Source organism: Porticoccus sp. W117 (assembly GCF_030341905.1).
In the GTDB taxonomy this organism is placed as follows: domain Bacteria; phylum Pseudomonadota; class Gammaproteobacteria; order Pseudomonadales; family Porticoccaceae; genus SCSIO-12696.
Map to the genome: position 1 here is coordinate 25,326 of NZ_JATAAF010000005.1, position 19,799 is coordinate 45,124.

Annotated in this window: 19 protein-coding genes; 9 read left to right on the forward strand and 10 right to left on the reverse strand. The window is 53.6% G+C overall.

Features of this window, described 5'->3' with window-relative positions; translation table 11 throughout:
• Positions 1-8 precede the first annotated feature (8 nt).
• The 10 genes from dinD to rpmH form a co-directional block, all read right to left on the reverse strand.
• Complete coding sequence (dinD, locus tag QSV34_RS05330; protein ID WP_289152630.1) at positions 9-827, reverse strand: DNA damage-inducible protein D; 819 nt, start codon at positions 825-827, stop codon at positions 9-11.
• Positions 828-879: 52 nt separating this feature from the next.
• Positions 880-3,300, reverse strand: a complete 2,421-nt coding sequence (gene gyrB, locus QSV34_RS05335; RefSeq protein WP_289152632.1) for a DNA topoisomerase (ATP-hydrolyzing) subunit B — start codon at positions 3,298-3,300, stop codon at positions 880-882.
• A gap of 22 nt (positions 3,301-3,322) precedes the next feature.
• A complete protein-coding gene (gene recF, locus QSV34_RS05340; RefSeq protein ID WP_289152633.1) occupies positions 3,323-4,447 on the reverse strand; it encodes a DNA replication/repair protein RecF in 1,125 nt (374 codons plus the stop codon).
• A gap of 66 nt (positions 4,448-4,513) precedes the next feature.
• Positions 4,514-5,614, reverse strand: a complete 1,101-nt coding sequence (gene dnaN / locus QSV34_RS05345) for a DNA polymerase III subunit beta (RefSeq protein WP_289152635.1) — start codon at positions 5,612-5,614, stop codon at positions 4,514-4,516.
• 95 nt (positions 5,615-5,709) lie between these two features.
• Positions 5,710-7,239, reverse strand: a complete 1,530-nt coding sequence (gene dnaA / locus QSV34_RS05350) for a chromosomal replication initiator protein DnaA (RefSeq protein WP_289152637.1) — start codon at positions 7,237-7,239, stop codon at positions 5,710-5,712.
• Between the two features lie 521 nt (positions 7,240-7,760).
• The gene (gene mnmE, locus QSV34_RS05355; protein ID WP_289152639.1) at positions 7,761-9,140 is read right to left on the reverse strand and encodes a tRNA uridine-5-carboxymethylaminomethyl(34) synthesis GTPase MnmE; all 1,380 of its coding nucleotides are present in this window, start codon (positions 9,138-9,140) and stop codon (positions 7,761-7,763) included.
• Between the two features lie 148 nt (positions 9,141-9,288).
• On the reverse strand, positions 9,289-10,938 hold the full coding sequence (yidC, locus tag QSV34_RS05360; RefSeq protein ID WP_289152641.1) for a membrane protein insertase YidC: 1,650 nt from the start codon (positions 10,936-10,938) through the stop codon (positions 9,289-9,291).
• 2 nt (positions 10,939-10,940) lie between these two features.
• Positions 10,941-11,207, reverse strand: coding sequence for a membrane protein insertion efficiency factor YidD (yidD, locus tag QSV34_RS05365; RefSeq protein WP_289152642.1), 267 nt, complete (start codon positions 11,205-11,207; stop codon positions 10,941-10,943).
• Positions 11,204-11,590: a ribonuclease P protein component gene (gene rnpA, locus QSV34_RS05370; protein ID WP_289152644.1), complete on the reverse strand. Its 387-nt coding sequence runs from the start codon at positions 11,588-11,590 to the stop codon at positions 11,204-11,206. The genes yidD and rnpA overlap by 4 nt, the downstream gene beginning before the upstream one ends.
• Positions 11,591-11,618: 28 nt before the next feature.
• Entirely contained in the window at positions 11,619-11,753 is a 135-nt protein-coding gene (gene rpmH, locus QSV34_RS05375) for a 50S ribosomal protein L34 (RefSeq protein WP_289152645.1), read from the reverse strand.
• A 560-nt stretch (positions 11,754-12,313) separates the two neighbouring features.
• On the opposite strand from rpmH, the gene mnmG reads away from it, so the two are divergent.
• The 9 genes from mnmG (at position 12,314) to QSV34_RS05420 (ending at position 19,786) form a co-directional block, all read left to right on the forward strand.
• Positions 12,314-14,197, forward strand: a complete 1,884-nt coding sequence (mnmG, locus tag QSV34_RS05380) for a tRNA uridine-5-carboxymethylaminomethyl(34) synthesis enzyme MnmG (RefSeq protein WP_289152646.1) — start codon at positions 12,314-12,316, stop codon at positions 14,195-14,197.
• 256 nt (positions 14,198-14,453) lie between these two features.
• On the forward strand, positions 14,454-15,098 hold the full coding sequence (gene rsmG, locus QSV34_RS05385; RefSeq protein WP_289152647.1) for a 16S rRNA (guanine(527)-N(7))-methyltransferase RsmG: 645 nt from the start codon (positions 14,454-14,456) through the stop codon (positions 15,096-15,098).
• A gap of 3 nt (positions 15,099-15,101) precedes the next feature.
• Positions 15,102-15,893 carry a ParA family protein gene (locus tag QSV34_RS05390; protein WP_289152649.1) on the forward strand — a complete coding sequence of 264 codons (792 nt, stop codon included), beginning with the start codon at positions 15,102-15,104 and terminating at the stop codon, positions 15,891-15,893.
• Between the two features lie 12 nt (positions 15,894-15,905).
• Positions 15,906-16,793 (forward strand): ParB/RepB/Spo0J family partition protein, encoded by an 888-nt coding sequence (locus QSV34_RS05395; protein WP_289152651.1) that lies wholly within the window; start codon positions 15,906-15,908, stop codon positions 16,791-16,793.
• 154 nt (positions 16,794-16,947) lie between these two features.
• The gene (locus QSV34_RS05400; RefSeq protein ID WP_289152653.1) at positions 16,948-17,325 is read left to right on the forward strand and encodes an ATP synthase subunit I; all 378 of its coding nucleotides are present in this window, start codon (positions 16,948-16,950) and stop codon (positions 17,323-17,325) included.
• Between the two features lie 38 nt (positions 17,326-17,363).
• Positions 17,364-18,410 (forward strand): F0F1 ATP synthase subunit A, encoded by a 1,047-nt coding sequence (gene atpB, locus QSV34_RS05405; protein WP_289152655.1) that lies wholly within the window; start codon positions 17,364-17,366, stop codon positions 18,408-18,410.
• A gap of 57 nt (positions 18,411-18,467) precedes the next feature.
• A complete protein-coding gene (gene atpE, locus QSV34_RS05410; protein ID WP_289152656.1) occupies positions 18,468-18,707 on the forward strand; it encodes a F0F1 ATP synthase subunit C in 240 nt (79 codons plus the stop codon).
• A gap of 59 nt (positions 18,708-18,766) precedes the next feature.
• Complete coding sequence (locus QSV34_RS05415; protein ID WP_289152658.1) at positions 18,767-19,237, forward strand: F0F1 ATP synthase subunit B; 471 nt, start codon at positions 18,767-18,769, stop codon at positions 19,235-19,237.
• A gap of 12 nt (positions 19,238-19,249) precedes the next feature.
• The gene (locus QSV34_RS05420) at positions 19,250-19,786 is read left to right on the forward strand and encodes a F0F1 ATP synthase subunit delta (protein ID WP_289152660.1); all 537 of its coding nucleotides are present in this window, start codon (positions 19,250-19,252) and stop codon (positions 19,784-19,786) included.
• The last annotated feature ends 13 nt before the right edge of the window (positions 19,787-19,799 follow it).

A 19,799-nucleotide genomic window follows, 5' to 3' on the forward strand; every position in this document is an offset into this window, starting at 1 on the left:
CGTTTGCTTTACCGCTTTTTTATCTTCCGATTTAACTCGCCGCTCCAGTTTTTTAGATCTTCTTCTGGAGCAAGCTCTTCCGGCTTAATACCCCTTTCACCCAACATGCCTCTGACACTTTGATTATTTCTTATATGCTCACTTGCAATAGAACGCTCGCCCTGTAGATTGGCTTGCTCTACGTTGTGATTAGTCATTTCTGTTGCCAGATTTTTAGCGGCGATAGTCAAGGTAGGCAGAAAGTCAGCAAGAGGGCGGCTTTTTACAATGCCATATTTTTCCTTCATTGCTTTTGTACTGCTGCCACCAAACAGGGCAGAATCACCTTTTGAGCGAATCCGCCCAAAGCCAGCATCATCCACTCCCCGCTCATAGATATTCCGCGACAGATCTTTTTCCGACTCTTTGAGTCGTTCGCGGGCCTCCATTCGAGCCTGAAGACGCATTCTGTCTTCTATCAGTTCTTGCTTGCGGGTCTGTAAGGCAAAGTAGCTCTGTGCGAACGCAATAGCGGGTTTTCGGGGGTCACCATTTTGCGCGATCAGATAGCAGGCATAACGGGTAAGCATAAAGTCGTCAACTTCACGCTGCCCACCTTTGCCCAGAGTGATCATTTTCGTGATGCCACGAAAATGATCACTCTCATCATAACCCGTTGATTTACAAGACTTTATCGCCCTACCAATTGCAGTGGCAAAATTTTCCCAACGAGCATAGCCAAGGGATTCCTGAATGTCACGAGCAAACCAAAACTCAATATTTTCATCGGGTACGGCTTGCGCTAACTGATCCAAGTGACTTTGTAGTTGTTGTAGCTTCGCATCCATGTTTTACGTCTCCTTCTTACTTATAAGCTTTTCACAAAAAGTGAGCGCTTACTTACACATCCAGATTTGTCACCGCCAAGGCATTAGTCTCAATAAAGTCCCTGCGCGGTTCCACATGATCACCCATCAGGCAGGTAAACATCTGATCCGCCGCAATTGCGTCTTCGATGGTGACTTGCAGCAGGCGGCGGTTTTCCTTGTCCATGGTGGTTTCCCACAGCTGGTCCGGGTTCATTTCCCCCAGGCCTTTGTAGCGCTGGATGTTGTAGCCGCGGCTGGACTCTTTCATCAGCCAGGCCAATGCTTCAGCGAAGTTGGTAACGTCCTGAGTGCGCTCGCCCCGTTTGACGTAGGCGCCCTCTTCCAGCAAGCCTTGCAGTTCTTTGCCCAGATCGACGATAGCGACGTACTCACCACTGGCGATAAAGTCCTGGCTAATACGGTATTGGTGGGGCACACCGTGGGCAACGATTTCGATCTGTGGCAGATGCAGGCCACGCTCGGCATCGTCATAAACTGTTACATTATAACGGTGGCTGCCGGCGCCATTACCGGCATCAACGCCTTGGGCTAACTGCTCACACCATGCAGCCATGGCGCTGCCATCTTTCAGCATTTCCTCAGAAATTGCCGGTAAGTAAACCATTTCCTGCAACACTTCCTGAGGGTATACACGAGACATGCGTTCGATAATGCCCTGTACTTTGCGGTAGTGAGCCACCATGGTTTCCAGAGCTGTACCGGCAATTCCGGGGGCATCGGCGTTAACGTGCAGACTGGCCCCTTCCATGGCGGAGTTAGTCAGGAAGGCTTCCAGAGCCGCTTCGTCTTTAAGGTACTGTTCCTGCTTACCTTTGCTGATTTTGTACAGCGGCGGCTGGGCAATATAGACGTAACCGCGCTCAATCAGCTCACGCATTTGGCGGAAGAAGAAGGTCAGCAGCAAAGTGCGAATGTGGGAGCCGTCTACATCCGCATCGGTCATGATCACGATATTGTGGTAGCGAATTTTGTCCGGATCGAACTCCTGGGCGCCAATGCCGCAGCCCAGCGCGGTGATCAGGGTACCCACTTCAGCACTGGACAGCATTTTGTCAAAGCGCGCTTTTTCCACATTGAGGATCTTGCCTTTGAGGGGCAGGATCGCCTGGGTACGGCGATCGCGGCCCTGCTTGGCGGAACCACCAGCGGAGTCACCCTCCACCAGGTAGATTTCAGACAGTGCCGGGTCTTTCTCCTGACAGTCAGCCAATTTGCCTGGCAGACCAGCGATATCCAGGGCACCCTTGCGACGGGTCATTTCACGGGCTTTGCGGGCAGCATCCCGGGCGCGCGCGGCTTCGATCATTTTGGTGACTACGAGCTTGGCTTCCTGAGGGTTTTCCAGCAGGTAATCGGCGAATTTTTCCCCCATTTCCTGCTCTACAGCGCTTTTCACCTCGGAGCTGACCAGCTTGTCTTTGGTCTGGGAGCTGAATTTCGGGTCTGGAACCTTAACCGAGATGATGGCGGTCAAGCCTTCACGGGCATCATCACCGGTGGTAGACACCTTGCTTTTGGCACCCAGGCCTTCTTTTTCGATGTAGTTGTTCAGGCCACGAGTCAGGGCAGCGCGAAAGCCCGCCATGTGCGTACCGCCATCCCGCTGAGGGATGTTGTTGGTGTAGCAGTAGACGTTTTCCTGGAAGCCGTCGTTCCACTGCAAGGAGACCTCAACACCGATATCGTCTTCTTCTCGCTGGGTAGTGAAGTGAAACACCTGATTTACCGGGTTTTTGTTCTTGTTGAGGTACTCCACAAAGGCGCTCAGGCCGCCTTCGTATTCATAGATTTCCTCTTTGCCGCTGCGCTCATCCGCCAGCACGATGCGCACGCCAGAGTTGAGGAATGACAGCTCCCGCAAGCGTTTGGCGAGGATGTCGAAATGAAAATTGATGTTGGTGAAAGTGTCTTCCGACGCCCAGAACTGCACTTCGGTACCAGATTCAGCGGTCTCGCCAATCACCTTGAGAGGCTCATCGGGCACACCGTGGCGGTATACTTGCTCGTGCACCTGGCCATTGCGACGGATGGTAAGACGCAGCTTTTTAGAGAGCGCATTGACCACCGAAACTCCCACACCGTGCAAGCCGCCGGAGACTTTGTAGCTGTTGTCGTCGAATTTACCGCCAGCGTGGAGCACGGTCATAATCACTTCCGCTGCGGACACCCCCTCTTCGTGCACATCGGTGGGGATACCACGGCCGTTATCTGACACAGAAACCGATTCGTCCGGGTGAATGGTGACGCGAATTTCGCTGCAGTGGCCCGCCAATGCTTCATCGATGGAGTTATCGACAATCTCAAACACCATGTGGTGCAGGCCAGTACCGTCATCGGTATCGCCGATATACATGCCAGGGCGCTTGCGTACTGCGTCCAGGCCTTTCAATACTTTGATGCTATCGGAGCCGTAATCCTGTTCTTCACTCATTATTCGCTGCTACCTTTTGCTCTCATTGCAGGGAGTCCAGTGGTGAAACCACCCCATGTTCCACGTGAAACATGGCAGATTTCCCCTCCTGCGGCCATGCGGCCTGTAAATCTTCTTTAAAAACACCGGTGATAAACACCTGTGCCCCTAATTCATTCAACAGCTGACCCACTCGCTGGCGGTGATGGCTGTCGAGTTCGGCAGGCAAATCGTCCAATAAATAGACACATTGCTTGCCGGTAATCTGGTGATAGAGGTAACCCTGAGCAATTCGCAGGGCGCACACTACCGTCTTTATCTGGCCTCTGGACAGTACTTCTGCTGCCGGGCGGCCTGCTACCTTTACTTTTAAATCGGCTCGATGAGCCCCGTAATTACTGGTGCGACTTTTACGATCCCGCTCTATCGTCTCTTGCAGTATTTCAATTAACGGTCGTTGGCTGTCCCAGCCGGGCTGGTAGCCAAAGCCTATATCTGCAACTTCGGTAAGACGTTGCAGTATGTCTTGAAATACCGGTTTAAATTGGCTCAGATAGGCTTGGCGGCTTTGATCCACTTGTTCGCTGAGACGAGCAAACTCCTCGTCCCAAACCGCCATCTCCCCTGTTGCTCCATCGTCAAGGCGACCGCCTATTCTATCACGTCGCAGCAGTGAATTGCGGTGCTTAAGGCAGCGGTGAAAGGCTTTCCAAAGGCCTGGGTATTCATGTTCCACGTGGAACACTCCCCAATCCAAAAACTGTCGGCGGTTTAATGGGCCGCCTTCCAGCAACTCAAAGCTGTGGCTGTTAAGCAATTGGATAGGCAGCTCCTCTACCAATGCCGCAGCAGTAGGCACCACCTCACCATTCACTTTGAAGCGGAACTCTCCCTTGCGGGTACGCTGAACGCCGATGTGAATATCCCGTTCGCCAGCAGGGTCGTGGAGTTGCCCGAAAACCACACAGTCCTGTGTGTCATGCTGAATAACGCTACGAATATTGCGGCTGCGAAAAGAGCGCCCACGACCAAGCAGGTAGAGCGCTTCCAATAGAGAAGTTTTGCCGCTGCCGTTGATGCCATAAACAAGGTTGGCACCCGGGCAAAAAGAAAGCTGGATCTGCTCCAGGTTTCGCAACCGGTGCACATCCAGCTTTTTGATATACATACGATGTTTAGAGTTTGTCGTTACGTTGGGAGATTTTTTCGCTACGCTCGCAATGACGAATCAAACTTACAATCTCATCGGCATGACAACGTAAACACTGTCTTCGTTTTCCGGGTCAGTCACCAGCGCAGAGCTGTTGGAATCAGACAGGGTAAATTTTGTATTGTCCCCTGGCAGCACGTTGAGCACATCCAGCAGGTAACTGACGTTGAAACCAATTTCCAGTTCTTCGCCGTTGTAGTTAACGCCAATCTCTTCTTCCGCCTCTTCCTGCTCCGGATTGTTGGCAACGATTTTCAACAACTCGTTGCTGAGCATCAGGCGCACACCACGGTACTTTTCATTGGAGAGAATGGCCGCACGGCTAAAGGCTTGCTTGAGGCCAGCACGATCGCCGATCACTTCTTTGGTACCACCTCTTGGCAATACTCTTTCGTAATCCGGATAAGAGCCGTCAACCAACTTGGAGGTAAAACGGAAGTCATCACCACCAATACGAACATGGTTGTTGCCAACCACCATAACGATGTCGTTGCCTTCAGCCAGCAGGCGAGATAATTCCATCACACCTTTGCGGGGAACAATGGCGGAAATTTTTTCACTGACATCGGCTTCCAGAGAGCGGGTAGACATGGCCAGGCGGTGACCGTCAGTAGCGACAGCGCGCAAGTTATCGCCTTCGGCTTCCCACAGCATGCCATTGAGATAATAGCGCACATCTTGTTGGGCCATGGCAAAGGCGGTGCTGTCGATCAGGTATTTCAATTCGGAAGCGGGCAGCTTCAGTTCCAGGCGACCCTCGCCTTCATCCACGTTGGGGAAGTCACTGGCAGGCAACGTGGACAAAGTAAAACGGCTGCGGCCACTCTGCAGAATGGCGCGGCCATTTTTTTCAGAAAACTTGATTTCCGCACCCTCGGGAAGGGAGCGGACAATATCCATCAGCTTGCGTGCGGGCACAGTGATTTCACCAGATTCGCCACCTTGCTCCAATTCCACATGGCCGACAATTTCCACTTCCAGGTCGGTGCCGGTGAGAGACAGGCGCTTGTCATCCAATGCCATCAACACGTTAGACAGAATGGGCAGGGTCTGACGGCGTTCCACCACACCCAATACCAACTGCAACGGCTTTAAAAAACTTTCCCTGGATACAGTAAATTTCATAGCGCCCTTCTTTATTAAACCTGATGAATTTATAGTTTTTTGCAATATCAGAAAAGAGGCAGTACCGCCCTTTTAGCCAACCTGCTAATAATAAATCAAGTGGTGAGCAGACGCAGCAGATGTTTCATATCATCGCGCATTTCGTGGTTGCTCTCCTGCAACTCTTTGATCTTGCGACAGGCGTGCAACACGGTGGTGTGGTCGCGGCCACTGAATGCATCGCCAATTTCCGGCAGGCTGTGATTGGTGAGTTCCTTGGCCAGGGCCATGGCCACTTGGCGTGGTCGAGCCACAGAACGACTGCGACGCTTGGACAGCAGATCCGACATTTTCAGCTTGTAATAATCGGCAACTGTGCGCTGGATATTGTCCACCGTCACCAGCTTGTCCTGCAAAGCCAGCAGGTCTTTAAGGGATTCCCGAATCAGATCTATATCAATAGGCCTACCAGTGAAGTGAGCACTCGCTATCACTCTTTTAAGCGCACCTTCAAGCTCTCGCACATTGGATCGCACTCTTTGGGCAAGAAAGAAAGCCGCTTCAGATGACAGATTCATCTTCGCCTGATCCGCTTTTTTCATCAGAATGGCCACTCGGGTTTCCAGCTCCGGTGGCTCTACCGCTACCGTTAAACCCCAACCGAAGCGGGACTTGAGGCGCTCCTCCATCTGGTCGATTTCTTTGGGGTAGCGGTCGCAGGTAAGAATCATCTGCTGGCCACCTTCCAGCAAGGCGTTGAAGGTATGGAAAAACTCCTCCTGGGAGCGCTCCTTACCGGCGAAGAACTGAATATCATCAATAAGCAGAGCATCCACCGAACGGTAAAAACGCTTGAAATCATTGATGGCATTTAATTGCAGTGCCTTGACCATATCCGCTACAAAGCGCTCGGAGTGCAGATACACCACCTTGGCGTTGGGCTTTTGCTCGCGCAAGGCATTGCCCACCGCGTGCATCAAGTGAGTTTTACCCAAGCCAACACCACCGTAAATAAACAGCGGGTTGTAAGAGCCGCCAGGGTTTTCCGCCACCTGGCGAGCCGCCGCCAGTGCCAGCTGGTTGGACTTACCCTCTACAAAAGACTGAAAGGTGAAGGTGGCGTTGATGTTGCTTTTGTGGTGCAAGCCGCCTTCCACTTCCTGCACATCAATGGCTGACTTCGTTTTTGGCGCTGCCCTGAGTACCTGTTCAGTAACGGGCGCCGCCGAAGAAGCCGCTGGTTTCTCGATGGCGAACCGTCGGGCCTCCCCCACTGGCTTGTTGGCCGGCGGGTGGCTTTCCAGCGGAGGGGTCTGAATCGAAGAATTCTTGATCGGCGCTTTATCGGGCGCCACAGCAGACGCTTGGCTTGCAGCAAAGCTCGGGCTTGATGCAGCACGGGATTCCACTACAACCTGATAATCCTTTTCGCCCACTTGCTGGAACAGCTCGCGAATACGCTGCAGAAACTTGTCAGATACCCAATCTTGAACAAAACGGTTGGGTGCCATCAGGCGAATGGTGTCGATAGTTTTTGGGCAGGCGGTGGCATCCACCTGCAGTGGTCGTATCCAGGTATTGAACTGCTGGTCCGGCAGTTCGTCGCGAAGATACCCCTGACATTTATCCCAAAGTAACTGGGCCAACGTCTCCCCCCTTTCTTATATAGGTTGCTCTTTTACAGAGTGTTCTTTATTGGATGGATATGAAAGGCGGTAAGCATAGCGCGAGGCAAGGCGGTTATCCACATAAAAAAGAAATTATTTTTTAGTCACCAAAAATCAAATTTATTATTATAAATCAAATATTTATGGATTTTTTACAGCGCAAAACTATTCACAGAAAACCACCTAAAAACTGGTTGATTTTTAAACACACCCTGTGGATATCCTGTGGCTAAGATGTGATTTTAACGAGGATTATTTTTTATGTATTGAGCTCTTAGAGGGCAGTAAAGGGACTGCAGGTTAGCAATTACATACCTGTGTTTTTTCTGACTTGCTTTGTTTGGTTAGTCATAAAAATAAGCGGCGTAATAGAACTCTGAAGTTCGGAGCGTATTAGTCTTTTCCAGACCGTATGCGACAAGGATGTCGCATCCGAGCCTACATGGACGTATTAACGGCGTGTCTGGAAAAGACTAATACGCTCCGAACCGCAACGAAACCTACTTACCAATACAAAAACTACTAAATATCCGACCCAGCAAATCGTCACTGGTAAAGGCGCCGGTAATTTCCCCCAATGCTTGCTGGGCCTGACGCAAGTCTTCCGCCAACAGCTCACCGGCGGCGGCCTGATTCAATTGTTGCTGACCGTTGAGCATAAATTCCTGGGCTTTTTCCAGTGCCACGATATGACGACGTCGAGCGGTAAAACTGCCCTCGCCTACACCGGCAAACCCCATGCATTGCTTGAGGTGGCCAGTAAGTGCATCTATGCCTTGCCCTTGGCGAGCAGACAGGCGAATCACCGGGTGGCCCTGATCCTCACTGGCTTCTGTGCCGATACCGGAAATATCCACCTTGTTGAGCACAAAGGTGATGTTGTCCCGCTCCGGATGGCGGGCAAAGTAATCCGGCCAGTTGGCCTTGGCATCTAGCGAGTAATCTTTGCTGCTGTCGATGACAAACAAAATGCGGTCGGCGCGGTCGATTTCTTTCCAGGCGCGGCGGATGCCCTCCTGTTCCACAGCGTCTTCGCTGTCTCGCAAACCGGCGGTGTCGATAACATGCAGCGGCATACCGTCGATATGGATACGCTCACGGAGTACATCGCGAGTAGTGCCTTCTATATCAGTAACAATGGCACTGTCCTTTCCGGACAGTGCGTTTAACAAGCTGGATTTGCCGGCATTGGGTTTGCCAGCAATCACCACCGTCATTCCTTCCTGAATCAATGCCCCCTGTTGGGCCTGGGCAAAGATAGTGGCCAGCTGATCCAGCAGTGATTGCAAATCCTGGCCTACTTTGGAGTCGGCAAGAAAATCGATCTCCTCCTCCGGAAAATCGATAGCCGCTTCCACATAAATACGCAGCTGAATCAGACTCTCGGTGAGGGTATGAACCTGTTGGGAAAACTCCCCCTGCAGGGAACGCAACGCACAGCGTGCTGCCTGCTCGGAAGAGGCATCAATCAAATCGGCAATGGCTTCCGCCTGGGCCAGATCCAGTTTGTCATTGAGGAAGGCGCGCTCGGAAAACTCCCCTGGCCGCGCCGGGCGAGCTCCTATCTGACAGAGGTTGTTGAGCAGTGCATCGAGAATTACCGGGCCGCCGTGCCCCTGCAATTCCAGTACATCCTCCCCGGTAAAGGAGTTGGGTCCAGGGAAAAACAGCGCCACCCCCTCGTCGATCACCACACCATCAGCGCCTTTAAAACGAGCAAAAGTAGCCAGCCTTTGCTGTGGCACGTTACCAACTACCCGCTCAGCAATATCGCGGGTGCGTGGCCCGCTGATACGGATAATACCCACCCCACCACGACCGGGAGCCGTGGCCACAGCGGCGATGGTGTCGGTGTTGAAGTTGGTGAATTGGTCGGTCATGGCGGGGATTTTAATGGATAGGGAGACGAGAGACGAGAGATGGAAGACGGGCAGCGATGTAGCAGGCGCGGCGCTAAACGAAAAAGGGCAGCCAAAGCTGCCCCGTCTCTCATCTCACATCTCACATCTCACATCTTTCGTCTCACGACTAAACACCCAGCTTTTTATTCACAAACCAGCTCTGGGCAATGGAGAATACATTGTTCACAGTCCAGTACAGCACCAGCCCCGCCGGGAACCACATAAACATAAAAGTAAACATGATCGGCATGATTTTCATGGCGGTGGCCATGCTCGCTTCTGCGGGCTGCGGGTTGAGTTTTTGCTGAATCCACATGGTCAGACCCATGATCAGCGGCAGAATAAACAGCGGGTCTTTTACCGACAGGTCGGCCACCCACAGCCAGTCCGCGTGGCGCAGCTCGACACTTTCAAACAGCATGTAGTAAAGGCCGAGGAAAATCGGCATGGGCAGCAACATGGGCAGGCAGCCGCCCATGGGATTAACGCCGTGCTTTTTGTACAGCCCCATCATTTCCTGAGACATCTTCTGGCGGTCATCGCCGTAGAGTTCTTTCAGGCGCTGCATTTCCGGCTGGATTTTGCGCATCCCCGCCATGGAGCGAGCGCTCTTGGCAAACAGCGGGTACATGGGAATACGCACACAGAGGGTCAACAGCAAAATGGCCCAGCCCCAGTTGCCGACAAAGTTATGCAAGAAATCCAGCAGCCAGAACAACGGCTTGGAAATCCACCAGGCCCAACCGTAGTCGATGGTCAGATCCAGATGCTGGTGAATGCTTTCCAGTTGTTTGATGTCTTTGGGGCCGGCATAGAAACGGGTTTTCAGTACATCGCTCTGACCAGGGGCCACGCTGTGGCTGGGGCCGATATAGCCCAAAGAGTATTCGCCGCCGCTCAATTGGCGCAGACGGTAGTTGTTTTGCTCATCCTGCTGGGGCACCCAGGCACTCATAAAGTAGTGCTGCAACATGGCCACCCAGCCACCGGACCAGGTTTCGTCAAAGCGCTTTTCACGAATATCTTCGAAAGACAGTTTGACGTAGTTTTCCTCTGGCGTGGTGATAGCAGCGCCCACGTAGGGTTGCATGCCAAAACCGGCGTCGCTTTCCGGGCGGGTGGCGTCGTGTTTGATCTGGGCGTAAATATTGCCCTGCCAGGATTCAGCACCGCGGTTGTCTACCAGATAATCCAGATCCACCAGGTAATCGCCGCGGCGGAAGGTAAAACGCTTGGTGATAGTGACATCGCCCTGTTGGTAATTGAGATCAACCACCAGCTCATCGCCGCTCATTTCATAGTTGCTGGAAACACTGCTGAACAGGGGGCGCACACCACCGCTTTTGTCGGTGCCGTTTCTGCCAATCAGACCACTCTGGGCAACATAGGTCTGGCTGTTGGTTTTGTTGAGCAGGATATAGGGCTCACCAGCATCCAGCTTGTTCAGGTATTGGGGCAACGCCACCTTGACGATATCGCCACCGTAGGGGTTGATCAGCACTTCCAGAACATCGGTGTTTACCGAAATAAGCGTACTGTTGGCCTGGGGAGTAGCTTGCGGCTGGGGCCGGGAGACAACGGCGGGCACATCGTCGGAGGAAGCCGCCACCACTCGCTCGCTGGGAATGTCCGGGGTATCCGCCTCGGTGGGAATTTCCACCACCGTGCGAGTATCTTCCACTGGCTTGTGTTGCTGCTCAAACTTGTTCCACTCCTGAAACAGCATAATTACAACAATGCCTATGCCGCCCAACAGTAAGGTGCGTTGCCAATCCATCTTTATTTCTCAGTATCAGTAAATTCGGGTTTTGGAGAAGTGGAGCCTTTATTATCGTCGCCGGGAACCGGGTCGTAGCCGCCTTCGTGGAAAGGGTGGCATTTTATAAGGCGACGCCCGGAGAGATAAAGCCCTTTTAATGCTCCGTGGCCTTCAATGGCCTCAATGGCGTATTCCGAGCAACTGGGGTGAAATCGGCAATTGCTTCCCAACAGCGGGCTGACAAAGCGCCGGTAGCCGCGAATTGGCCCGGTAAGCAGCTTTTTCATTGCCCGTTCGCCTTGCGTGACAAGCGTTTGAACGCGTTTTCAAACAGTTTGTGCAATTGGCTGTTATCCAGCTCGCCAATCCCCCGGCGTGCCAGCACAATAATATCCAGAGGCCCCAGCGCCAGCTGGCTATGGCGAAAACACTCGCGCGCAACCCGTTTGACCTTGTTGCGGTCTACGGCGTGACGAACGTTTTTCTTGGCAATGACCAAACCCAGGCGCGGGTGGTCGAGAGAGTTGGGAGCGGCCAGCAGCAGCAGGTGCGAATGGCCAACCTTGCACTCAGCGCCGTCGAAGACTCTTTGGAACTGAGGCCCGTTCAGTAGCCGCTTGGCTCGGCTGAAGTCCCTGTTGGGGGAAGTGGGTTGGGTTGGCTCGGGCACACTGCTGCCCTTTTCGGCGTTGGCGAAATTAGGCTGCCAGACGCTTGCGGCCTTTGGCGCGACGACGGTTCAGTACCAGGCGACCGTTTTTGGTGGCCATACGGGCGCGAAAACCGTGAGTGCGCTTACGCTTGATAACACTTGGTTGGAATGTTCTTTTCATGGCTAATACCGTTATAAAAAAGCCGTTGTAAAACAGCTTTGTAAAGTAATTCGATTAAGGGCTTTGACCCAAAGGGCGGGCGATTTTAAACAAAACCACCTGACGAAGCAAATAATTATTGTCCTCCACTGACAACCATCAAAACCATGGCAATTTGCCGACAGGAAAACCTTACTGTTTCATTTATATGCACTGGGTTGTGATAAAGCTGTGAGTTACAACAGGCAAAAGCGGTTCACAATCCGGGGACAGAGCTGTGGATAATTGTGGATAAAAATCACCGTTTCATTCCTCTGTGGATAACCGCCCTTTTTACCCACAACATAAATCACCTCTTTCCCCGTGCTTTTCGAGGGTTATCCGCAGGCTTTGGAGTGTTATAAGCCACTGATATAAAAACAATAAAAGCAGTTATCGACAGAAATCGGCTCCTTAAGTAATTACTACTAATATAAAAAACATTCTCTATAAGAAAGAACTATATAAGTTAATCAGTGTATTTAACCCTGAAAACAAAATTTCCGTATAATTGCCCCCCTTTTCATCAGTGGTAACGCAACATGCAGTATCCGGACAAGTTCGATGTCATCGTGGTTGGTGGCGGTCACGCGGGTACCGAGGCCTGCCTAGCGGCGGCTCGTATGGGCTGCCGTACCTTGCTGTTAAGCCACAATATCGAAACTTTGGGGCAGATGTCCTGCAATCCCGCCATTGGCGGTATTGGCAAAAGCCACCTGGTAAAAGAGGTGGATGCCCTGGGTGGTGCCATGGCAACCGCCACCGATTTGGGCGGTATCCAGTTTCGGGTACTCAATGCTCGCAAGGGGCCAGCAGTGCGTGCTACCCGCGCCCAGGCGGATCGAGCCCTGTACAAAGCGGCCATTCGCGAGATTCTGGAAAACCAGCCCAACCTGTCGATCTTCCAGCAAGCAGTGGACGACCTGATTTTGGACGGCGACCGGGTGGTGGGCGCCAAAACCCAAATGGGGTTGTCGTTTTACGGAAAAACCGTGGTGCTGACCGCCGGCACGTTCCTCGACGGCCAGATTCATGTGGGGTTGCAGAACTATTCCGGTGGCCGCGCTGGCGATCCGCCTTCGGTGTCCCTGGCACAGCGCCTGCGGGAATTACCGCTGCGGGTGGAACGTTTAAAAACCGGCACACCGCCGCGTATCGACGCCCGCAGTGTGGATTTTTCGGTGATGCAGGAACAGTGGGGAGACCAGCCCTTACCGGTGATGTCTTACCTGGGCAGTCGCGAACAGCATCCGCAACAGGTGTGCTGTTACATCACCCACACCAACGAAACCACCCACCAGATTATTCACAGCGGTCTGGATCGCTCCCCCATGTACAGCGGGGTGATTGAGGGTGTGGGGCCGCGTTATTGCCCCTCTATCGAAGACAAAATTGTTCGCTTTGCGGATAAGGATAGCCATCAGGTGTTTGTGGAACCTGAGGGGTTAAACACCCACGAGTTGTACCCCAACGGTATTTCAACCAGTCTGCCGTTTGATGTACAGCTGGAACTGGTGCGCTCCATTCGCGGCTTTGAAAACGCCCATATCACCCGCCCCGGCTATGCCATCGAGTACGACTTTTTTGACCCCAGAGACCTCAATTACTCTCTGGAAAGCAAGTTTGTCGACGGCTTGTACTTCGCTGGCCAGATCAATGGCACCACCGGTTACGAAGAAGCCGCTGCTCAAGGCTTGCTGGCAGGCACTAATGCGGCACTGGCTGTGCAGGGCAAAGACCCCTGGTGCCCCCGTCGCGATGAAGCCTATATCGGCGTACTGGTGGACGACCTGATTACCCTGGGCACCAGCGAACCCTACCGCATGTTTACCAGCCGCGCGGAATACCGTCTGCTGCTGCGAGAAGACAACGCTGATTTGCGCCTGACGGAAAAAGGTCGTGAACTGGGCTTGGTGGACGATAATCGCTGGCTACACTTTAACGAAAAGCGCGACGCCATTGCCGCCGAGCAGCAGCGTCTGAAAAGCACTTGGGTGCAACCCGGTTCCGCGGAAGCGGAACAGCTGAAAGACATACTCAGCAGCCCCATCAGCCGGGAGTACAACCTGCACGATTTGGTCAAGCGCCCGGAAATGAGCTACGGGGATATCGCCGCGCTGGATACCTCAATCGAGGTTGCTGAAGCAGTTGCGGAACAGGTGGAAATCGACGCCAAATACGCCGGCTATATCGATCGGCAGCAAGAGGATATCGACCGCCTCAAGGCCCAGGAAAATACCGCCATTCCCGCGGACTTTGACTACGACGGGGTGAAAGGGCTTTCCAACGAAGTGAAACAAAAGCTCAGCGAAGCCAAACCGCAGACATTGGGGCGGGCGGTGCGCATTCCCGGCGTTACGCCAGCGGCGGCTTCGCTGTTGCTGGTGTACCTGAAGAAACATTCGGCGAAGCGCCGCAGTGCATAGCTTTCCAATTGTCATCCTGAGGCCACAAAGTGGCCGTGAGGATATCACAACTCCATGGCTTGGAGATCCTCACGTCGCTGCGCTCCTCAGGATGACGGTGGAGAGTAAGGCGCGTAATTTGAGAGGCCTGAAGTCAGAGGTCGGATGTCTGAAGCGCTCGCTTCGCGAGTCCGGTCTGCCATGTCGAGCGCAAGCTCGACTGCGTCAGACCTCCGACGTCCAGCCTCTACCAGCACGCAGCAAATCTGGAACAAACATGCCTGAACACCACCCCCTCGAAGCTAAGCTCCTCACCGGCTTACAGCAGCTCGACCTTGACCTGAGCGACCAGCAAATCGCCCTGTTGCTCGCTTACCTGGACGAGCTGCACCGCTGGAACAAGGCCTACAACCTCACTGCCATCCGCGACCCGGAGCAGATGCTGTATCTGCATATCCTCGACAGCCTGGCGGTGGCACCCCTGCTGCGGGGGCAGCATTTTGTCGATGTGGGCACTGGCCCGGGTATTCCCGGCATTCCCCTGGCCATTGTGTTTCCGGACAAGACCTTTCAGCTGATCGACAGCAATGGCAAGAAAATGCGCTTTGTGTTCCAGACCCGCCTCAAGTTGAAGCTGGATAATGTGACCGAGCAACAGGTTCGTGTGGAGCAGTTTCAGGGGCGCTCCGGCGGTTACTGCGGGGTGCTTAGTCGCGCCTTTACCAGCGTGCCGGATATGTTGGAAAAGTGTCATCACCTGGCATCAGAAAATGGTCGCTTTTACGCCATGAAGGGCAAACTGCCAACAGATGAGTTGAGTGCCCTGGCAAAACACTATAAGGTCGTTGCCTCTCATCAACTGCAGGTGCCCGGTGTCGACGCCGAGCGCCATCTGATTGAAATCTCTCACACCGAGGAATAGCGCGTGAGTCGCACATTAGCCATCGTCAACCAGAAAGGCGGTGTCGGAAAAACCACCACCAGCGTTAATTTGTCTGCCTCCCTGGCCAGCTTTGGCCGGCGGGTGTTGATGGTGGATATGGACGCTCAGGGCAATGCCACCATGGGCTCGGGCATCGATAAAAACGCCTTGGAAGAAACTGTGCTGGATGTGCTCACCGGTGAAGCGGATATCAACCGGGTGATTTGCCGCTGTGAATCCGGCAATTTCGATGTGTTGCCTGCAAACTCGGATCTCACCGCCGCCGAGGTGGAGCTTCTTAACGTGGCCAACAAAGAGAGCCGCTTGTTTTACGCCTTGTCCCGGGTGCGCGATCGCTACGATTACATCATTGTCGACTGTCCACCGGCACTGAGTATGCTCACCATCAATGCGCTCACCGCCAGCCACGGGGTGATTATCCCCATGCAGTGCGAGTACTACGCCCTGGAAGGGTTGTCGGCGCTGATGGAAACCATCCAGCAGATCAACAAAGTGATCAACCCGCATCTGAAGATCGAAGGCATCCTGCGCACCATGTACGACCCCCGCAACAGCCTGACTAACGAAGTCACTACGCAGTTGCGCAAACACTTTGGCGACAAGGTGTACCGGGTATACATTCCCCGCAATGTGCGTTTGGCAGAGGCGCCCAGTTACGGCGAGCCCGCCATTGTGTACGACAAGCATTCCAAGGGGTCACTGGCGTACATTGGTCTGGCCGGGGAAATCATCAATCGCCACCGGGCGGAAGCCCGCCAGGCCATGAGCGCATAAGGGGAAAAGGTCATGGTAAAACGCAAACTCGGCCGCGGCCTCGATGCCCTGCTCAGCCCGGAAATTGCGCAAACGGTTGTTGAACAGCCCAATGTAGGGGTGAATATTGCGGTTCCCGCCAGTGGTGACCAGCTGCGCCAGTTGCCGGTGGAGTTCCTACAGCGGGGCAAATACCAGCCGCGCCGGGATATGCACCCGGAGGCACTGGAAGAGCTGGCTAACTCGATTCGCGCCCAGGGCATTATGCAGCCCATCGTGGTGCGCCCTATCGGCGACAACCGTTACGAGATTATTGCCGGCGAGCGCAGATGGCGCGCTGCGCAGATGGCGGAGCTGGCGGAAGTCCCCACCCTGATCAAAGACGTGCCGGACGAAACCGCCATCGCCATGGCGTTGATTGAGAACATCCAGCGGGAAGACCTCAACGCCATTGAAGAGGCCCAGGCACTGATCCGCCTGCAGAACGAGTTTGAACTCACTCAGCAGGAAGTGGCCACTGCCGTGGGCAAATCCCGCACTGCGGTCACCAATTTGATGCGCCTGATGACTCTCGAAGAGGAGGTGCGCCGTCTGCTGGAACACGGTGACCTGGAAATGGGTCACGCCCGCGCCTTGCTGGGCCTGAAAAGTGGCCAGCAAATTGAAGCGGCGCGCTCTGTGGTGGCCAAGGGCATGACCGTGCGCCAGGCGGAGGCATTGGTGCGCCGCCTGCAGGAGCAGGGCACGACACAAAAAGAATCTCGTGCCCTCAGCCCGGATATTGTCCGCCTGCAAGATCAGCTGTCGGAACAGGTTGGTGTGCCGGTGATGGTGCAACACAGTGCCAAAGGCAAAGGCAAGCTGGTGTTCAAGTACAACAGTCTGGACGAGTTAGACGGCATCTTGGCCCATATCAAATGAATACCCCTGAATTGGGTACCCTTTGATCGATAAACCCACCGCTGGCAAGTTGAATAAGCGACTTGAACTACCTATAATTGCGCCGCCCAGACTGGTCTGTCCGGGGTTTGTAGCGCTTGAAGAGCGAGAGAAAGGCTGACAGGAGCTGGCAGCAATGGCCAAGATTGCGCCCCCGCCGGTACATCAGGTCGCCTTGATCCAGCTGTTGATTTTGCTTCTGCTGTCATTGGCGCTTTTGCCTTTCGGCCAGAAGTTGGCGGCTTCCGCTGCCGTGGGGGGATTGATTCAGATAATCCCGCAGGTCTGGTTTACACGTCAGGCCTATCGATATACCGGCGCCCGTCAGGTGCGGAATATCGTTAATGCGATGTATCGAGGGGAGAGCGGGAAGATTCTGTTAACCACAGCGATGTTTGCCATAGTCTTTCGCATGGCTCGCTGGGTAGAACCTGTAACGCTGTTTGTTTCCTTTGGTGTGATGATTCTTGTGCAGTTGTTGAGTGCCACAAAAATACTCAACAGGGCACGTTAAACAGTTCGTTTTTAACGCGAAGATTTGCGAGAAAATTGATGGCAGGCGAAAACCCGACCACAGTAGAGTACATCCAACACCACTTGACCAACTTGGTCTACGGCAACCATCCAGAGCACGGCTGGAGCTTTGCCCGTTATGATCACTATGCTGCTGATGTTCAGGCCATGGGTTTTAGCGCTATTCACCTGGACTCCATTCTCTGGTCTATCGGTCTTGGTTTTATTTTCCTGGGAATATTCCGGGCCGCAGCTAAAAAAGCAACTACCGGAGTGCCGGGCGGCTTGCAAAACTCTGTGGAGTGGTGTGTCGAGTTTATTGAGGGGCTGGTAAAAGATACTTTCCACGGTCGCAACAAACTGGTTGCGCCGTTGGCTCTGACTATCTTTGTGTGGGTGTTCCTGATGAACCTGATGGATCTTGTACCGGTAGATCTGGTGCCGCACCTGCTGTATATGCTGGGGGTTCCCTATCAGAAAATTGTTCCCTCAACGGACCCCAATATTACCCTGGGCATGGCCCTTGGCGTATTTGTACTGATGTTGTTTTACTCCATCAAAATCAAAGGTTGGGGTTTCCTGAAAGAATTGACCATGAATCCGTTCCACTCTGGCAAGTGGTACTTGGACTTCACCATTTTCTTGCCGATCAACATCTTTATGGAAGTGGTTGGCCTGCTGGCCAAGCCGTTCTCTCTCGGTCTGCGACTGTTCGGCAACATGTACGCCGGTGAAATGATCTTTATCCTGATTGCCGTTATGTTTGGCGCCGCCTTCGGTGCGGGTGCTATTGGTGGTGGCTTCCAGAGCCTGTTTGGCGAAACCTTTAACCTGGTTTACTGGCTGATTGTGTTGGCGGTGGTGATTTTTACCTGCTGGCTGAACATGAAAGGCAAGTTGGCCACCGGTAAAACCATTTTGCTGCTGATTGTTCAACTGGCCCTCGCCGGCGGTTTGAGCTTCGTCAGTGGTGGATTTATGCAGTGGGGCTGGGCGGTATTCCACATCCTGGTTATTACACTGCAAGCGTTTATCTTCACTGTGCTGACGGTGGTTTACCTCAGCATGGCGCATGAAGATCACTGATTTTTTGATTTACCTTTAATTTTTACTTTCATCTAAACCTCTTAATAGGAGAAACAAATGGAACTCGTCATCATCGCAGCGGCAATTATGCTGGGTCTGGGCGCACTGGGTGCGGCCGTTGGTATGGGTCTGCTGGGCGGTAAGCTGATCGAAGGTACTGCTCGTCAGCCTGAGCTGGGCCCCATGCTGCAAGGCAAGATGTTCCTGTTGGCCGGCCTGATCGACGCCATCCCCATTATCGGTGTTGGTATCGCCATGTACCTGATCTTCGTTGTTGCTCCTGGCGTTGGCGCTTAATTAGCCGCCCTGTTAACAGCAATACAACGAATTTCTTTAGGTAACTTGAGGACACTGGCGTGAATATTAACCTTACGCTGTTCGGTCAAATGGCAGTCTTCGCAATCTTTGTGTGGTTCTGCATGAAGACTGTGTGGCCAGCAATCATCAATGCCTTGGAAGAGCGCAAGAAGAAGATCGAAGAAGGACTGGAAGCGGCTGACCGCGCCAGTCGCGATCTGGAACTGGCGCAAAACAAGGCGGCCGATCAGATGAAAGAAGCCAAGCAAGAAGCGGCGGGCATCATCGAACAGGCCAACAAGCGGGCTAACCAGATCGTAGACGAGGCCAAAGAGCAGGCCATCGCTGAGGGCAACCGCCTGAAAGCCGCTGCTCAAGCCGAGATCGATCAGGAAATGAACCGCGCCAAAGAGGAGCTGCGCAGCAAAGTGGCCGCTCTTGCCGTTCAGGGTGCTGAGAAAATTCTCGAAACCCAGATCGACGAGAACGCCAACCGCGACATGCTCGACAAACTGGCAGCGCAGCTGTAAACGAGGTTTGAAATGGCTGAACTGAGCACTCTGGCACGGCCCTACGCAAAAGCGGCGTTTAAACACGCTGCCGATGCCGGCGCACTGCAAGACTGGTCGAAAATGCTGGCCACCGCTGCTGCGGTATCCCAGCACGATGCGGTGGAGCGCCTGTTGGCCTCCCCCACTCACACCGCGGCGCAACAGGCCGAGACAGTGATCGATGTTTGCGGCGATGCCCTCAACGAGAGCGGCCGTAACTTTGTTCACACCCTGTCAGCCAACCGCCGTCTGCCTCTGCTGGCGGAAGTTAGCCGTCAATTTGAGGTGTTGAAAGCGGGCCTGGAGAAAAACCTGGCGGTGGAAGTCACCTCCGCCGGTGAGGTCAGCTCGGAACAGCAAGACAAACTGGCAGCGGCACTGAAATCACGCCTGGGTCACGACGTTACCCTGCAGGTGGAAGTGGACAAAAGCCTGTTGGGCGGTGCGGTGATCCGCGCCGGAGATACCGTGCTCGACGGTTCCGTTCGCGGTCGTCTGGCGAAGCTCGCCGAAGCGTTAAATTCCTGAGATCGAGGAACTG

Excerpts from the sequence above, each read along its gene's own strand:
- dinD (WP_289152630.1), bottom strand. The coding sequence starts at position 827 with ATGGATGCGAAGCTACAACAACTACAAAGTCACTTGGATCAGTTAGCG.
- gyrB (WP_289152632.1), bottom strand. The coding sequence starts at position 3,300 with ATGAGTGAAGAACAGGATTACGGCTCCGATAGCATCAAAGTATTGAAA.
- recF (WP_289152633.1), bottom strand. The coding sequence starts at position 4,447 with ATGTATATCAAAAAGCTGGATGTGCACCGGTTGCGAAACCTGGAGCAG.
- dnaN (WP_289152635.1), bottom strand. The coding sequence starts at position 5,614 with ATGAAATTTACTGTATCCAGGGAAAGTTTTTTAAAGCCGTTGCAGTTG.
- mnmE (WP_289152639.1), bottom strand. The coding sequence starts at position 9,140 with ATGACCGACCAATTCACCAACTTCAACACCGACACCATCGCCGCTGTG.
- yidC (WP_289152641.1), bottom strand. The coding sequence starts at position 10,938 with ATGGATTGGCAACGCACCTTACTGTTGGGCGGCATAGGCATTGTTGTA.
- yidD (WP_289152642.1), bottom strand. The coding sequence starts at position 11,207 with ATGAAAAAGCTGCTTACCGGGCCAATTCGCGGCTACCGGCGCTTTGTC.
- rpmH (WP_289152645.1), bottom strand. The coding sequence starts at position 11,753 with ATGAAAAGAACATTCCAACCAAGTGTTATCAAGCGTAAGCGCACTCAC.
- mnmG (WP_289152646.1), top strand. The coding sequence starts at position 12,314 with ATGCAGTATCCGGACAAGTTCGATGTCATCGTGGTTGGTGGCGGTCAC.
- rsmG (WP_289152647.1), top strand. The coding sequence starts at position 14,454 with ATGCCTGAACACCACCCCCTCGAAGCTAAGCTCCTCACCGGCTTACAG.
- QSV34_RS05395 (WP_289152651.1), top strand. The coding sequence starts at position 15,906 with ATGGTAAAACGCAAACTCGGCCGCGGCCTCGATGCCCTGCTCAGCCCG.
- QSV34_RS05400 (WP_289152653.1), top strand. The coding sequence starts at position 16,948 with ATGGCCAAGATTGCGCCCCCGCCGGTACATCAGGTCGCCTTGATCCAG.
- atpB (WP_289152655.1), top strand. The coding sequence starts at position 17,364 with ATGGCAGGCGAAAACCCGACCACAGTAGAGTACATCCAACACCACTTG.
- atpE (WP_289152656.1), top strand. The coding sequence starts at position 18,468 with ATGGAACTCGTCATCATCGCAGCGGCAATTATGCTGGGTCTGGGCGCA.
- QSV34_RS05420 (WP_289152660.1), top strand. The coding sequence starts at position 19,250 with ATGGCTGAACTGAGCACTCTGGCACGGCCCTACGCAAAAGCGGCGTTT.